The 15,644-nt window shown below is 46.0% G+C and carries 18 protein-coding genes; 1 reads left to right on the top strand and 17 read right to left on the bottom strand.

Annotation, left to right across the window (positions count from 1 at the left end; translation table 11 throughout):
* Positions 1-6 precede the first annotated feature (6 nt).
* From EAL2_RS04845 to EAL2_RS04775, 16 genes are all read right to left on the bottom strand, one after another.
* Positions 7-507 (bottom strand): gamma carbonic anhydrase family protein, encoded by a 501-nt coding sequence (locus EAL2_RS04845; RefSeq protein ID WP_025435281.1) that lies wholly within the window; start codon positions 505-507, stop codon positions 7-9.
* Positions 491-1,879: a thioether cross-link-forming SCIFF peptide maturase gene (gene scfB, locus EAL2_RS04840; protein ID WP_025435280.1), complete on the bottom strand. Its 1,389-nt coding sequence runs from the start codon at positions 1,877-1,879 to the stop codon at positions 491-493. Before scfB ends, EAL2_RS04845 begins: the two co-directional genes overlap by 17 nt.
* Positions 1,880-2,054: 175 nt before the next feature.
* On the bottom strand, positions 2,055-2,198 hold the full coding sequence (gene scfA / locus EAL2_RS15030; RefSeq protein WP_070810843.1) for a six-cysteine ranthipeptide SCIFF: 144 nt from the start codon (positions 2,196-2,198) through the stop codon (positions 2,055-2,057).
* A 66-nt stretch (positions 2,199-2,264) separates the two neighbouring features.
* Positions 2,265-2,549 (bottom strand): preprotein translocase subunit YajC, encoded by a 285-nt coding sequence (gene yajC / locus EAL2_RS04835; RefSeq protein WP_025435279.1) that lies wholly within the window; start codon positions 2,547-2,549, stop codon positions 2,265-2,267.
* A gap of 94 nt (positions 2,550-2,643) precedes the next feature.
* Positions 2,644-3,762 (bottom strand): tRNA guanosine(34) transglycosylase Tgt, encoded by a 1,119-nt coding sequence (gene tgt / locus EAL2_RS04830; protein ID WP_025435278.1) that lies wholly within the window; start codon positions 3,760-3,762, stop codon positions 2,644-2,646.
* A gap of 29 nt (positions 3,763-3,791) precedes the next feature.
* Positions 3,792-4,817, bottom strand: coding sequence for a tRNA preQ1(34) S-adenosylmethionine ribosyltransferase-isomerase QueA (queA, locus tag EAL2_RS04825; RefSeq protein ID WP_025435277.1), 1,026 nt, complete (start codon positions 4,815-4,817; stop codon positions 3,792-3,794).
* 19 nt (positions 4,818-4,836) lie between these two features.
* Positions 4,837-6,414, bottom strand: a complete 1,578-nt coding sequence (locus tag EAL2_RS04820; RefSeq protein WP_025435276.1) for a SpoIID/LytB domain-containing protein — start codon at positions 6,412-6,414, stop codon at positions 4,837-4,839.
* Between the two features lie 11 nt (positions 6,415-6,425).
* Positions 6,426-6,638 carry a DUF2905 domain-containing protein gene (locus tag EAL2_RS04815; protein WP_025435275.1) on the bottom strand — a complete coding sequence of 71 codons (213 nt, stop codon included), beginning with the start codon at positions 6,636-6,638 and terminating at the stop codon, positions 6,426-6,428.
* 14 nt (positions 6,639-6,652) lie between these two features.
* Positions 6,653-7,657: a Holliday junction branch migration DNA helicase RuvB gene (gene ruvB / locus EAL2_RS04810; RefSeq protein ID WP_025435274.1), complete on the bottom strand. Its 1,005-nt coding sequence runs from the start codon at positions 7,655-7,657 to the stop codon at positions 6,653-6,655.
* 14 nt (positions 7,658-7,671) lie between these two features.
* Positions 7,672-8,262: a Holliday junction branch migration protein RuvA gene (gene ruvA / locus EAL2_RS04805; RefSeq protein WP_025435273.1), complete on the bottom strand. Its 591-nt coding sequence runs from the start codon at positions 8,260-8,262 to the stop codon at positions 7,672-7,674.
* An 87-nt stretch (positions 8,263-8,349) separates the two neighbouring features.
* Positions 8,350-9,981, bottom strand: a complete 1,632-nt coding sequence (gene aspD / locus EAL2_RS04800; RefSeq protein ID WP_025435272.1) for an aspartate 4-decarboxylase — start codon at positions 9,979-9,981, stop codon at positions 8,350-8,352.
* Positions 9,982-10,411: 430 nt separating this feature from the next.
* Entirely contained in the window at positions 10,412-11,128 is a 717-nt protein-coding gene (locus tag EAL2_RS04795) for a YebC/PmpR family DNA-binding transcriptional regulator (protein WP_025435271.1), read from the bottom strand.
* 117 nt (positions 11,129-11,245) lie between these two features.
* The gene (gene nadE / locus EAL2_RS04790; RefSeq protein WP_025435270.1) at positions 11,246-11,995 is read right to left on the bottom strand and encodes an NAD(+) synthase; all 750 of its coding nucleotides are present in this window, start codon (positions 11,993-11,995) and stop codon (positions 11,246-11,248) included.
* 42 nt (positions 11,996-12,037) lie between these two features.
* Positions 12,038-12,430 (bottom strand): CoA-binding protein, encoded by a 393-nt coding sequence (locus EAL2_RS04785; RefSeq protein ID WP_025435269.1) that lies wholly within the window; start codon positions 12,428-12,430, stop codon positions 12,038-12,040.
* A gap of 29 nt (positions 12,431-12,459) precedes the next feature.
* On the bottom strand, positions 12,460-13,113 hold the full coding sequence (locus EAL2_RS04780) for a YigZ family protein (RefSeq protein ID WP_038601795.1): 654 nt from the start codon (positions 13,111-13,113) through the stop codon (positions 12,460-12,462).
* A gap of 21 nt (positions 13,114-13,134) precedes the next feature.
* Complete coding sequence (locus EAL2_RS04775; RefSeq protein WP_025435267.1) at positions 13,135-14,133, bottom strand: LacI family DNA-binding transcriptional regulator; 999 nt, start codon at positions 14,131-14,133, stop codon at positions 13,135-13,137.
* Between the two features lie 294 nt (positions 14,134-14,427).
* Between EAL2_RS04775 and acpP the strand changes: the two genes are divergently transcribed.
* On the top strand, positions 14,428-14,655 hold the full coding sequence (acpP, locus tag EAL2_RS04770) for an acyl carrier protein (protein WP_025435266.1): 228 nt from the start codon (positions 14,428-14,430) through the stop codon (positions 14,653-14,655).
* 40 nt (positions 14,656-14,695) lie between these two features.
* On the opposite strand, the gene EAL2_RS04765 is transcribed toward acpP, so the two are convergent.
* Positions 14,696-15,607: an RluA family pseudouridine synthase gene (locus EAL2_RS04765; RefSeq protein WP_025435265.1), complete on the bottom strand. Its 912-nt coding sequence runs from the start codon at positions 15,605-15,607 to the stop codon at positions 14,696-14,698.
* Positions 15,608-15,644 lie beyond the last annotated feature (37 nt).

The following is a 15,644-nucleotide window of genomic DNA, read 5'->3' as shown; positions in this document are numbered from 1 at the left end:
CCTAGTCTATTTATGTTTTTCTGCAAAAGCTACGTAATCTACGGCAGAATTTTCAAGTGAACGTTTTTCTTCCTCTGTGAGCTCCCTTACTATCTTTATTGGATTCCCAAATGCCAGAACTCCTGAGGGTATCTTCTTTTGGGGAGGAACAAGACTTCCTGCTCCGATTATGCTGTAGTCGCCAATCTGTGCTCCATCGAGCACTATGCTTCCCATGCCTATGAGGCTGTAGTTTCCTATCTTGCAGCCGTGGAGTATGGCTCTATGCCCTATTGTCACATAATCGCCTATGATGGTTTTTGTCTCCATGCCTATGTGAATCACTGTGCCATCCTGCACGTTAGTGTTTTCACCGATCATTATCTCTTCGATATCGCCCCTTAGAACGCAGTTGTACCATATGTTTGTGTTTTCTCCCATGCTGACCCTGCCTATTACATCAGCAGAATGGGCTACAAAACAGCTCTTTGGAATATCCGGGGAATATCCATCAAGCGGTCTGATCATCAGCCTCACCTCCAAGCATTTGCTTAGCCTTTATGGCTATTGCGCATTCGACTCTCTTTTTGAGCATCTCGCACGCCATTGAATAAGGCTTTAGTATATCACCGTTGAAATTGTAAGCATTCGCATGACAGCCTCCTGAACAGTAGAACTTCGCCCAGCACTCCCTGCATGCTTCTTTTGCATATACGTGGGCGTTCTGGAATTTAAGCTGCAAATCCCGATCCAGCTTGACGTCCGAATCAAGTATGCTTCCCATTTTGAATTTTTCATTTCCTACAAACTGGTGGCAAGGGTATATGTCGCCCTCAGGTGTTACGCAGATATACTCAGATCCGGCTCCGCACCCTGTAAGCCTTTTTATGACACACGGCCCCTGGCTGAGGTCTATGCTGAAGTGGAAAAATGTGAATTTTTCGTTTTCAAGCTTCTTGTCGATGTAGAAATCTACAAGATTTTCATATTCCTCGAATATCCTGGGCAGATCCTCTTCCGTGAGAGCAAAATCGCTCATCTTCTCGTCTACCGCAGGCTCCATGGATGTTATGTTGAAGCCCTCGCTTGCAAAATGTTCTACGTCCTTTGCAAAGTCAAGGTTATGCCTTGTGAATGTTCCCCTTATGAAATATTCCTTTTCGCCCCTGCTCTCGACTAGCTTTTTGAACTTTGGGACTATGGTATCATAGCTGCCCTTGTCGTTCCAAGTAATCCTCATGTTGTCATTGATATCTTTTCTGCCGTCAAGGCTGAGCACTACGTTTTTCATGTACTTGTTGATGAAATCTATCTTTTCATCGTCCAGCAGAATGCCATTTGTAGTTATGGTGAATCTGAAATTCTTGTCTTTAGGCTCTGCTATTTCGTTGCCGTATGCCACTAGAGCTTTGACTACATCCCAGTTCATAAGCGGTTCCCCGCCGAAGAAGTCCACCTCCAGATTTCTTCGGCTGCCTGAATTGGCAACAAGATATTCAAGTGCCTTCTTGCCCACCTCAAGCGGCATTAGCTTTCGCTCTCCGCCGAAGTCGCCCTGCGATGCAAAGCAGTAGACGCATTTTAGATTGCAATCATGCGCAACATTCAGACACATGGCTTTAACAACAGGCTTTCTGTTTACAAACGTTTCATTATGCTCATAGGTGTCCTGGCTGTAAAGCAGACCCTGCTCCTTGAGCTCGTCTATCTCCCCGTAGGCCTGGACAATATCCTCCGAAGCGTATTTTTCACCTAATATATCTATTATCTGCTCGATGCTTTTTTCGCCAAAGTAATCAAGCACCTCATATACTATATTGTCTACTACATGAACCGCCCCGCTATTGACATCAAGCGCAACGTTGACTCCCTTGAGACTAAACTTGTGCACTAATTGCATTAAAACCCCTCCATGATATTTAAAACAGCTTTTTTAAGAAACAAATTTATACTATCAGATTTGATTTCAATAGTCAAATGCTCAATAAAGGCGAAAAAATAGCACAACATATAAGTCGTGCTATTTCTCGCTGGTTTTATAGTCCGCGCTTATCGGACCGGCATTTTTTCTTGATTTACTTCTCGCAGCTCTGATTTCCTACTGTGCATGAAGTTTTGCATGCTGACTGGCATGAAGTCTGGCATTCTCCGCATCCGCCCTTAGATGCGCTCTTTTTCAGGTTTGCTCCAGAAAGAGTTTTTATGTGTTTTTGTTTCATGAGTATTACCTCCCAAAAATTTTGATACATATTTGATACATATAAGATTATAGCACAATTTCGCTATTATTCAACTTCCGTGTCTGATTTGACTTCCTTTAGCTTTCCTATAGCCCATCTTTCAAATGTAAGCTTGAGTCCGTCAGGCTCAATCTCGAGGACTACCGAATCCTCTCTCACCTGGACTATAGTTCCCTCTATGCCGCCAATTGTCACCACCAGGTCACCTATCCTCAGGTTTTCCCTGAGCATTGTAATCTCTTTTTGGCGCTTTTGCTGAGGCTTTATCAGGAAAAAATAGAAAAATGCAAGTAAAGCTAACGGGAATATCAACGCTTGAAGCTGCTGCATAAAATCTCCTCCTCATACTTCGTTTTTTGTAGTTTATATCCAATTGTCTATCCCTGTAATCTTACAATAAGACATATTCCAATAATTTTCAATCCTATTTTTCATAACCAAACTTTTCAAAAAACTCATTTCTAAAGTCCATGAGCCTGTCGTCCATTATGGCCTGTCTCACGTTTTTCATGAGGTTGATAAGGAAATAGAGATTGTGGTATGTCAGAAGCCTTGAAGCGAGTATTTCATTGCACTTTACAAGGTGCCTGAGGTACGCCTTCGTATAGTTCCTGCAGGTGTAGCAGTCGCACTCCGGATCAAGAGGCGTAAAATCCTCCTGGTAGATCGCATTCCTTACTACAACCTTGCCTCCACTCGTGAACGCAGTGCCGTTTCTGGCTATCCTTGTAGGCAGCACGCAATCAAACATGTCTATGCCTCTTAGAACGCCTTCTATGAGGTCGTCAGGACTTCCTACGCCCATTAGGTATCTTGGCTTGTCCGACGGCATCAGCGGCACCGTGTAGTCAAGCACCTCGTACATAAGCGGCTTTGGCTCTCCAACACTAAGTCCGCCTATTGCATAGCCCGGCAGGTCAATCGCGGTGATTTCTCTGGCCGACTGCTCGCGAAGGTCCTTGTACATTCCACCCTGAATTATTCCAAACAATGCCTGGTTGTCAGTATTCTTATGCGCCTCCTTGCACCTTTTGGCCCATCTAGTAGTTCTCTCGAGTGAGTTTTTCACATATTCCCTGTCTGCAGGATAAGGTGCACACTCGTCAAATGCCATTATTATATCTGCGCCGAGGGCGTTTTCTATTTCTATGGCCTTTTCAGGGCTGATAAAGTGCTTGGAGCCGTCAAGATGCGAGCGAAACTCCACGCCCTCTTCTTTTATCTTTCTCAGCGGCCCAAGGCTGAACACCTGGTATCCTCCGCTATCTGTAAGTATGGGCCTGTCCCAGTTCATGAACTTATGGAGCCCGCCCGCTTTTTTAACTATATCGTGGCCCGGCCTTATATAGAGGTGGTATGTGTTGCTGAGTATTATCTGAGCCTCTATTTCCTTGAGCTCCTCTGGAGTCATCGCCTTGACAGTTGCCTGTGTTCCAACTGGCATGAATATCGGCGTGTCTATCACCCCATGCGGCGTATGGAGCTTGCCCAGCCTGGCGCCGGTCTGCTTGCAGACTTTGATTAGTTCGTATCTTATTGCCATATTTTCTTTTTTCTCCTTTTTAGGTCTTTTTAGTATATGAACATGGAATCGCCAAAACTGAAAAATCTGTACCCTTCCTTTACAGCCTCATTGTAAGCCCCAATCACCCGTTCCCTTGTTGAAAAAGCGCTCACGAGCATTATGAGTGTGGATTCAGGGAGGTGAAAGTTGGTGATTATGGCATCAATAATCTTGAATTTGTAGCCCGGGTATATGAATATGTCGGTCCAGCCGCTGCTGGCATGGAGCCTGCCGGTGCTGTCGGCGGCCGTCTCCAGAGTCCTGCAGCTTGTTGTGCCTACGGCTATGACTCTGTTGCCGGAAGACTTGGCCAGGTTTATCTTGTCGGCCTCGCTCTGCTCTATCGTATAGAATTCCGAATGCATCTGGTGTTCCTCTATTCTCTCCATCTTCACCGGCCTGAAGGTTCCAAGACCCACGTGCAGAGTTATATAAGCAATCTCCACCCCGATGGCCCTGATCTCTTCCAGCAGCTCCGGCGTGAAGTGAAGTCCCGCGGTAGGGGCTGCAGCAGATCCCACATGCCTTGAGTATACAGTCTGGTATCTTTCCTTGTCCTGAAGCGTCTCTTTTATATAAGGCGGCAGCGGCATGCTCCCAAGTTCGTCAAGCACGCTTTCAAACACGCCCTCGTATTCAAATCTTACTATCCTTGTTCCCTCATCCGATATGTCCTCGACCCTGGCTCTAAGCCTGCCGTCTCCGAAGCTGAACTCGCTTCCCGGCTTTGCCCTCTTGCCCGGCTTGACCATCACCTGCCAGGTGTCCATGTCAATTCTTTTAAGCAGCAGAAATTCCATCTTGGCTCCTGTTGGAATCTTTTCTCCTATAAGCCTTGCAGGGAGCACTCGAGTATCGTTGAGCACCAGCACATCACCTTTTCTAAGATAACCTGCTATGTCCCTGAATTTCCTGTGTTCTATCTCCCCTGTTTGCTTCGAGACTACCATTAGCCTTGACTCATCCCTTTTTTTAATAGGGGTTTGGGCTATGAGCTCTTCGGGGAGTTCAAAATAAAAATCGCTTGTTTTCAAATTAGATTTCGTCCCTTCACTATTCAATTTCTACACCTGTATAATAATGCTTGAGTATTTCAATATAGCTGTACCCGGAATCGGCCATTTTTTTTGCACCCCACTGACTCATTCCAAGGCCGTGGCCCCAGCCCCTGCCATTGAAAACATACTGCTGCGCCGCCTCCTGAGAAATGCTCAGGCGAGCCTTTTTCGCTGAATTTTGCACATACATGCTGGAGATGCTGCTCCATGAAACCTCATTGCCGCCGTAAGTCATAACTTTGGCTTTTGACATATCCAGACTCTGCATACCCGATGCAGATACGACCTTTACCCCCTGCTGTGTTCCTTCGGCTGGTTGCAAGTCAAAGTATGTACTTTTCAATGTATTGTAGCCTATTACCTTTCTTATGGATTCCTTCTGAAATGTCTTGCTTCCCTGGCTGCCGACAACCTCGAGCTCTATGACCCTTCCGTTTTCAGACTTTTGGGCCACACTAACACTTTTAAGTTCACCGATTTCGGCGCTGCTTCCGGCAAGCAGGGTCTGAAGCTGCTCACTTGAAAGCGCAACTGTCCATGTATCGTTGGGAGCTCCCAGAGAAAATTCGTCACTTACACCCCTTAGATACGGGAGCTTGGCCGACCAGACATTTTCTGAGTTTTCAGTCATTCCTCCGCTGTTTGAATGGTAGAACGCCTGCACAAGGCTTCCGTCATATGTCATTAACCTGCCGGCCGTGGAATCGACAGCCGCATTTGAATTTTTGGCCTCTGAGTCATAGCCCCCATACACCTGGCAGTCCGTGGTATTGCATATGTCGAAGCCCTGGCTCGAGTGCTTGCCCAGACTTATTGCCGTGTAGTTCCTTGCTGCTATGGCCTGCGCCTTTAGAGCCTCTAGCGGCCAGCTTCCCGACATCTCCTTCGGCACAACACCATACAAATACTCCTCAAGCCTGACCCTGTTTATGACTGTCATGTCGCCTGTTGAGAGCCTCTTGCATATTATGGCTCCCCTGTAGCGCTTGCCGTCAACAGAAACCGGATAGCCTGAGGTGCTCTCTATTTGGACGCCTTCCGAGGAGTCGTAGGACATTATTATATCTCCGCTTCCAGCTGTCACGTTTATATTCTTGCCCTGTGAGGCTGCGGCTTCAAAAGCGTATTCTCCCTCGAATTGATCTTTAAGCTCCTGGGCGTATGCATCGGCATCGTCTCTGCCGGCATAGCTGCCTATGTACACCTTCCAGCTGCCATCATAATAGGCATAGCCTTCTTCAATGTCCATATCCTGCAGCTCGCGGACAGCCTCGCTGTAGCTGCCGAAACTCTCGTCCAGTTCAATATGGTATGGCGCAGTGTCTTTTACAAGCGCCACCTGCTCTTCCCCAAGGTCCGCCAGCTTGCCGCCTCCTGTTTTCGCGGCCTGGAGCTCATCCTGCGAGCTAAGGCTTACAGTTTGCGCAGCCGTGGATCCAAATCTAAGGCCTACATTTATGTATTCGGGCACCGACTGCCTTGTCGCCGCATATGCAGCCCCTTCCGCTGAAACTACCGCCAAGGCCAGCGCTAAAAAAGCCGCACAGGCCGCCTTGACAATCTTTTTTGACATTTGTCTACCTCCTATTTTCTAAAAAGATTTAATATCAAAGTAAGCACTATACTTATGACTATTGACGTCACAACAGGAAAATAAAAGGTCATGTTGCCTTTTTTTATGAATATGTCTCCCGGGAGCCTGCCTATGCCAAGGCGGCTTCCCAAAGTAAATAATACGCCTATTACAATAAGGACAATCCCCATCAAAATCAAATTCTTGCCAAGCAAAACAATCACCTTCCATGCAGCGCCTATTTGGCCTCTATGTTGAAATGCTCGTAGGCGTTCCTGGTTGCGCTCCTGCCTCTGGGGCCTCTTGTGAGGAGGCCCTTTTGAATCAGGTAAGGCTCTATGACGTCCTCTATAGTGTTCCTGTCCTCGTTCACGGCCGCCGCCATTGTGTCAAGCCCTACAGGACCTCCGTCGAATTTTTGTATTATCGCAAGTATTACTCTCTTGTCGATATCGTCAAGTCCGAGCCTGTCTATCTCAAGCAGCTCGAGGGCTTCTCTTGCCGTCTCTTCATCGATTCGTCCGTCCTTTACAACCTGAGCGTAGTCCCTTACCCTTTTGAGGAGCCTGTTGGCAATCCGTGGCGTACCTCTGGATCTTCTTGAAATCTCGGCAGTTCCGTTTTCATCTATGTCCACTCCTAGTATGCCTGCTGATCTTTTAATTATGCCGCAGAGCTCCTCGTCACTGTATATATCCAGCTTGCAAATAACACCGAATCTATCGCGAAGCGGCGATGTCAGCATGCCCGCCCTGGTTGTGGCGCCTATGAGCGTGAATTTTGGCAGGTCAAGCCTTATTGACTTTGCTGAAGGGCCTTTGCCTATCATTATGTCTATGCAAAAATCCTCCATCGCAGGATACAGGACTTCCTCTATGCTCCTGTTTATCCTGTGTATCTCGTCAATAAAGAGCACATCATTCTCCGAAAGCCCGGTAAGCACGGCCGCAAGATCTCCGGCCTTTTCAATGGCGGGTCCCGATGTTATCTTGATTGCCACGCCCATCTCGCTGGCTATTATGTTCGAAAGCGTTGTCTTGCCCAGTCCCGGCGGTCCGTACAAAAGCACATGGTCGAGCTGCTCGCTCCTGTGCCTTGCAGCCTGTATGAATATGTCAAGCTGCTGCTTTACCTTCTCCTGCCCCAGATAGTCGCCCAGAGTTTTCGGTCTGAGACTGTTTTCTATGTCGAAATCCTCAGGCTTTAACCCAGATGTAATCATTCTGTTTTCATAATTGAGCATTATAATACCTCTTTCTATCTAGCCAGATATTTGAACGATAGTTTAATGAGCTCCTGCGTGCCCTGGGCAGTTTCCGCCGCCTTTGCAGCCGCGGCCCTGGCCTCGCTTTCACTGTATCCGAGCGCCGCAAGCGCCTGGACCGCCTCATCCAGCTCGCTATGCTCTGGAATTTCACTTAAAGCGCACTCCTGCTCTGTCCATCCGCGCTTACTGAGCTTGTCCCTGAGCTCTAAGACTATCCTCTCCGCGGTTTTTTTCCCTACGCCGGGAAACTTCGAGAGCGACCTTATGTCCGCATTCATTATATATCCCGCGATGCTGCCTGACTCCGGAAACGAGAGTATGTTTATGGCGGACCTTGGCCCGATGCTCGATACCCCTATAAGCAGCTCGAACATTTCCTTTTCATCCCTTGTCCCAAAACCGTATATACTCATCTCGTCCTCTCTGACTATGAGCTTTACGTGCAGCTTTATTTCTTCTCCCAAAGAGAGTCTTGAAATTGTCCCGAAAGTGGCATTTATATTATAACCTATTCCGCTGCTTTCTAAAACCACGAAACCTTCGCTTATGTCCTCAACTCTGCCCTTTATGTAATTGTACATGGCGACCTCCAAACATATATTCTATATAATTATAATATATAGCTGCAAAATAAAAAAGGACCGTCTGGTCCTTTTTATTTCATGCCTTTATTTTGTACCGTTTTTCCATGACTCCACAAGCCTCTCGAGTATCCTTCTAAGCACCTCTCCAATCTTTGAATAGGACTCGTCGCTAAGGTTGGCCAGCGATATTCTAATGGACCACTCAGGCCCGTGGAATCCGCCTCCGCTCAGCAGGACTATCGAGGATTCCTCTGCAAGCATGAGCAGCACGTCGTAAGGCTTGTAGTTCTCCTCAAGGTAGCCGGCAAAGCCCTCTCCGTAGTGTTGCTCGGCCCATTGCAGCAAATCGAACTGCGTGTAGTACGCCGCATCAAAGCTGTCCTTTCTTACCTCCATGCCAAGCCCGTCAAACAGGAGCTTCTGTCTGCGGCGGCATATATCCTTTGTAAGGTTCTTGTAGTTGTTCTCCTTGTCAAGCAGGGCAAACGCCGAAAAGAATGCCATCTGAACCTGCTGCGGCGTGGAAAGTCCTGCAGTGTGATTAAGCGCCACCTGCCTGCTGTCAGCAACAATCCTGTCTATGAACTTTATCTCGTGCGGATTTGTCGAAAGCGCAGAGTATCTTCTTCTGGCCCTTTCCTTCTTGTCATCCGAAAGCTCCCCTAAGAGCTTGTCAAATACATTGTCCTCGTAGAGCGCAATAGTCCCGAGCCTCCAGCCTGTGACTCCGAAATACTTCGAATACGAATATACCCCTATAGTGTTGTATGGCAGGTCGGCCATGAGCGAGTGGAAATCATCCACAAAAGTGCCATAGACGTCATCAGATATTATCATAAGGTCCGGGTTATGGCTTTTTATGACCTCTGAAAGCTGCGCTATTGTCTGAGGCCTTATGGCTATCGACGGCGGGTTGCTAGGATTGACTATGAACAGCGCCTTTATCGACGGATCCTTCAGCTTGTCGATTTCAGACTGCGGATACTGCCATACGTGCTCCCCGTTTGCATCCGTCTCGCTTGCAACGAGCTCCACAACTTCGAAATTATATCGAGGCAAGTGAGGTATTTCAAGGTATGGCGTGAATATAGGTGTCATTATAGCAATCTTGTCACGCTGAGACAATATATTGTTGGCTATTAGAGTGTCGAATATATAGCACATTGCCGCTGTAGCGCCTTCAACTGCAAATATGCTGAATTTGCCGCTGTGATGCCTGTTGTAGCACATCTCCTGCATCAGGTAGTCGTGCACTATCTTTTCCACGTGTACGAGCATTCTGTCAGGCACGGGATAGTTGTCTCCTATTATGCCATCAGCCAGCTCGTGCACCCATGCATCGGGCTCAAAACCTTTTTCATTTATGCCATAATCTATGATTCCCTTTAAAAGCTTCGCTCCCGGAGCCGCGCTATTTTTTTCAATATAGCTGTAAAAACGCTCTGCTATGCCCCTCTTTTGCGGCATTCCTGCAAGGTCAGTCTCTTTCCATGCTCTGCGCGTCTCTTCCACAGCAAATTGTCCGAATGTGAAAAATGCCTCTCTTGGCGTGGCAGCTGTCCAGTTTGGGTTTCCCCTGCCTGCGTCAAGCAAGGAATGGGCCCCGCTTTCCTTTGATGCTTCCGCCAGGCTTATCAGCTTGTCCTTTAGCTCAAATGGGCTTATCTTTCCGTAAATCCTTTCAATTTCAGCACGCTGTAAACTCGAAGACTTCATAATACATGCCCTCCTTTTATATTGTCTCTATTAATGATTTCATGTCATTTGCTTGTCTTTGATAATATTAACATCGCCAAGGATAAAGTTACATGCATTACATTAGCTGTTTTCGTAATTATAGTTAATTTCATTGCCAATTTACACGCTTTATATTAATTTTAACAGTCAATACGGTTGAATTTCTTTGTTTTTTAATCCGGCAAGTTGCCTAGTCTCCGCCTCGCGCCAGATAAACTGCAACTGCTACGATTACGACAACTATCAAAGCAATAAGTCCCATAGACATCATTATCGTCACATCCTTTTTGCATATTTTTATTAAAAAAGCACATCCTACTTATTAAGATAGGATGTGCTTTATGTTCTAGTCAATATATACCTTGCCTGTATTGCTGTAAACACAAATTTACTCAATCTGCAAAATCATCTAGTCCTGTTCCCAGTTGTGGTGCACCTGCTGCACATCATCATCGTCCTCGAGCATGTCGAGCATCTTCTCCATCTTGGTAACGCTGTCGCCCTCAAGCTTGGCAATTGTCTGCGGAAGCATTTTCACATCAGCGTCAACAAGCGCGTATCCCGCATTTGAAAGGGCTTCCTTGACTCCCAGGAAATCCTCCGGAGAAGTCAGCACAACAAAGCCGTCCTCTTCAGCTATTACGTCCTCTGCGCCTGACTCGAGAGCAACCTCCATGATGTCGTCCTCTGAAACCCCGTCAGCCGCCTCTATTATTATCTGGCCCTTCCTGTCGAACATGAAGCTCACGCAGCCGCTTGTTCCAAGATTTCCGCCGTTCTTGTCAAGATAGTATCTCACGTTTCCGGCAGTCCTGTTTTTGTTGTCGGTAAGCGCCTCTATTATTACAGCAACGCCTCCCGGGCCATAGCCTTCGTAAACAACCGTTTCATAGTTTTCGCCCTCCGAAGAGCCGGCGCCTTTTTTAATGGCCCTGTCTATGTTGTCGTTGGGCATGTTCATTTCTTTAGCCTTTTCTATGGCGTTCTTGAGAGCGAAGTTGTATTCAGGGTCTGCTCCGCCTTCTCTTGCCGCTACAGATATAAGTCTTCCGAATTTTGTGAATATCTGAGCTTTTTTTGCATCCTGCTTACCTTTTCTTTGTACAATGTTTCCAATACGTCCCATACTTCCACTCCTTACTTGTCTGTACGATTATGTCGTTCAAATATTTGGCATTTAATTGCATTTATTATAATTAAAAACATTTAATTTTAACACGAAAATCTACTTCAGTAAATATGCTTAAAACACAGGCGGCTTTGGAGGCATGTTCCTCTTGTGCTCAGACCTGGCATGAAGCCTTTCTATGATCTCCCTGTCCTCTTGAGGCACTTGCTTTCCTTCAAGCAGATCGTCTATCATGTCGTATGTCGTGCCCATCTCGTTTTCGTCAGTCTGCCCTTCCCAGAGCCCCGCGGAAGGCGCCTTTTCTATTATGCTTGCAGGCACTCCCAAAGTCCTGGCCCATTCGTAGACTTCCCTTTTGAGAATATTGGATATCGGGAGTATGTCCACACCGCCGTCCCCGTATTTTGTGAAGTATCCGGTGTAAACCTCTGCCGCGTTGTCCGTTCCTGCCACAAGGTAGTTGAGGTTGTTTGCAACTGTATAAAGCGTGCTCATCCTCAGCCTGGCCCTTAGATTCGCGTCTGAAATCCTGGCGTTGTGCTCTTTGTATTTCCCCATATCCTGGAGTTTTGTGAATACGCTTCCCAGAACCGAGTCCTGCACGGCTGTAAGATCAATCTCCATGTGGTCTATGCCGCAGCTCTCCACAAGCTCAAGAGCATGCTCCCTGTCTGTTTCACTGCTTTTTATGGGCATTATCACTCCGAGCGAGTCGTTTGGAAAAGCCTTTTTTATAAGGAAGGCTACTACCGCCGAGTCTATTCCTCCTGAAAGGCCTACCAATATGCCGCTAGTCCTGGATTCTTCGACCTTTTCTCTTAGCCATTCCACTGTTTTCTCAATTTTTTGTTCAACCGTAAGCATAGTGTTCACTCCCTATATATAAAAGCTTTGCTGCATCCGCCGCTATAAAATCTCGGCGTATACGCAATAATCGTAAACTATATCAAGTCCCAGCTCTTCTGCCTTTTGTATGACATCATCGTCATACGAACCCGGCTGAAACCACACATGCTTTATCCCAAGCTCACTGATTTCATCCAGCAGCCTGAGCGCAACTCCAGGATTTACTATAACGTCTACGCACTCGACGCTCTCCGGCAAATCTCTGAGTGATCCATACACCTTGTCTCCGTCTACCTCGCTATACTTTGGATTTACGCCATATACGCTGTAGCCTTTGGATTTCATCAGCTTGTAGATTTTATAGCCGAACCTTGACTCGTCCTGCGTCACACCCACTACTGCCCATTTTTTCATTCCAAGCATTTTGCTTTTGTTCTGCTCTATTTTCCCCATGATATCCTCCCAGCACAAATATATTGCTCCTAGTCTAATATGACATTACCGCTGACGTCGTATGAAAGGTAGAAGTTCTCGCCTTCTTCAAGCTGGGCAGCAGCGCTTGTAATGTCTGTTGCAAGCTTTTTAATGTCCGCCAGCTGCTCGCTCGGCGCATATATAGTAAGCCTGACATTTTCAGCATATTCAATATCCTTTATTATGAAGCCTCTGTTTGAAAACTCATTTTGAAGCTTGCCCAGCTGGTGGTATTCAACACTTATAAACAGCTCCTTATAGAGCTGTTTTGTGACTATTCGACCCGAATCAAGGGCTATCTTTGCTCCCTTGGTGTAGGCCCTTACAAGGCCTCCTGCACCGAGCTTCACGCCGCCGTAATACCTTGTAACCACAACTGCAACATTTCTGAGTTCTTCTTTCTTCATGACCTCAAGCACCGGTATGCCTGCCGTACCTTTGGGCTCGCCGTCATCGCTATATCTTTGTATCTCCATATTCATCCCTATTGTATAGGCCCATACATTGTGGGTGGCTTCCTTGTGCATTTGCCTTACGGCTTCTATGAAAGCTCTGGCCTCATCCTCCGAGGCTACGGGCGCAGAGTGCCCTATGAATACTGATTTTTCGATTTCTATTTCATCCTCGCCGCGTCCGTGCAAGGTTTTATAATCCTGAACCAAGACTTTCACCTCTAATGCTGCTTACTTTACACTTTTTCTCTCTACGAGCTCATATGGAAGGTCTACAACTTTTGCATCGATAGTTTCTTTTTTTATCATCTTTATTATCATCCTTATAGATACCGCCCCAATGTCGTATATCGGTTGCCTTATCGTTGTAACCGTAGGTCTTATGAGCGTGGCCACCCTTGTATCGTCAAAGCCTGCAACCGATATGTCCTCGGGTACCCTAAGGCCCCTGTCGAGTATGCAGTTGATGGCTCCTGCCGCTGTCTCGTCGTTTGTGGCGAAAACAGCATCAGGGCGCTTTCCAGAGTCGAGTATCTCGCACATCATGTTGTATCCCGATTCGCTTGTTATGTGACCAGCCTTTACCATATCGTAATCAATCTTAAGGCCGTGCTCATCGAGAGCATTTTTGAAAGCGTTGAATCTGTCGGACTCTTCGTTTGTGTATTCGAACCTGCTTCTTAGGAATGCTATGCTTTTGTGCCCTTTAGAAACAAGGTAGTTTGTCATTTCGTAGGCCGCCTTGTAGTAGTCTATTCCGACTGAGTAGACATCGAAATCCTTGGCATTCTTGCTTATATATACGCACGGCAGACCCGTGTTTTTTATCGTTTGGACATGTTTGTCTTCAATTCTCCACGACACGAATATTATCCCTGCCACCTGCTTTGACTGGAGCAGATTTATATATCTAAGCTCCTCCTCGGCGCCGCCGTAGCTGTTGCAAAGCAGTATGTCGTAGCCGTACATTTTTCCTACTTCCTCTATACCGTTTAGCAGCTCCCCTATGAATATATTGGACATGTCAGGGACTATTACACCTATTACCTGGCTTTTCTTCGTGACAAGGCTTCTTGCTACAGTGTTTGGAACATACCCTGTCTCATCAATTACAGCCATTACCCGTTGTCTTATATCACTGCTTACTGGCTTGGAATTGTTAATAACACGCGAGACTGTCGAGATTGAAACCCCCGATCTTTTCGCAACATCTTTTATTGTAATGGCCATAATTTCCCCTCACTTTATTTTTTATATATTTGGATTTGTCCATCTATAGTTTAATACCCTGGCTGCAACTCTGCAAGCATTACTTGGAAACGTTGTCACAAATCTTGCTTTATTTATTTTATGTAAAATATCCATTGTACATCTCCAATTTTTTCAATAATTATACCATAAATTGCATGGCTAATATTTTAATTATTTATTTCGTTATTACGTATTGAAAAATGTCTGCTGGTATATTAAACTACTATATGAAAAATCAAAGAAACTATTATTCGTGGAGGTTATATACTTATGATATTTGAAAAAGTGAAAACTATTGTTGCCGATCAATTAGGGATTGATGAAGTTGATGATATAGGAATGCAGACTTCGCTTATAGAAGACCTTGAAGCTGACTCTCTTGACGCTGTTGAAATAGTCATGGCTATTGAAGATGAGTTCGATATTGAAGTTCCTGATGAGGACGCTGAAAACTTCAAGACAATAAAGCAAATCTGCGAATACATCGAAGAACATATGTAGTTATAAGGAGAAAGAGAGGATTAAATAATCCTCTCTTTTTTTACTTTGATTTCAATTTTTCAATGAGGCTCACAAAGTCGGAGGGCAACCCGGCCTGAAGCTCTATTCTCTCCCTGAGTCTCGGCTGCAGGAGCTCCAGACCGCAGGCGTGCAGAGCCTGCCTTTTTATGAGGCTCTCATCCACATACCCGTAGAGCTCGTCACCTATTATCGGGAGCCCTATGTGACTTAGATGAACCCGTATCTGATGCGTTCTCCCCGTTTCAATTCTAACCTCAAGCAGAGCCGCATCTTCAAGCCTTTCTCTTATCTTGTAATGCGTAACTGCACTTTGCCCTCTGGAGTCTGCCGTCCTTTTTATACTGTCCTCTGTGGGCCTATATATAGGTATGTCTATTGTGCCCTCTTCACTTTCAGGTATTCCCTTGACTATTGCAAGGTATTTTTTTTCAACCTGGTCCTTAGCCATGTCTTCAGAAATGATATGATGCGCATACGGGTTCTTGGCAATCACTACAAGACCTGATGTGTTCATATCGAGTCTGTTGACGAATCTGATCTTCATCTTCTCGTTCCTGCTTTTGAAATAGTAGGCTGCTGCATTTGCAAGAGTCGACTCGTCGTGGCTCTTTGTCGGGTGAACCACCATGTAAGGCGGCTTGTCGACAACTAATATGTCGAAATCCTCGTAAACCACCTGGAGATCTATGTCCTCAGGCTTGAATTCGCTGGGTTCCTCGTTTATGCGTATCTCAATGATGTCACCCTCTTCAAGCCTGTAGTCGAATTTTCTGGCCTTCCTGTTTACAAACACGCTTTTCTCCCTCTTAAGGCCAGATATGAACCTGGAGGACATGCTCAGCCTGTCTTCGAGCACTTCTCTTAGGGTTATGCCGTGCTCCGTGCATTTATAAGTTATAAGGTTATGCCTTTGCTTTTCTCTGTTAATCAAACTGCACCATCCTTTGAATGTTATTCATACAATATTG

It is taken from the genome of Peptoclostridium acidaminophilum DSM 3953 (assembly GCF_000597865.1).
GTDB classification, from domain to species: domain Bacteria; phylum Bacillota; class Clostridia; order Peptostreptococcales; family Peptostreptococcaceae; genus Peptoclostridium_A; species Peptoclostridium_A acidaminophilum.
Note: the sequence above shows the minus strand (reverse complement) of the source record. Positions and strands in the feature narration are given on the sequence as shown.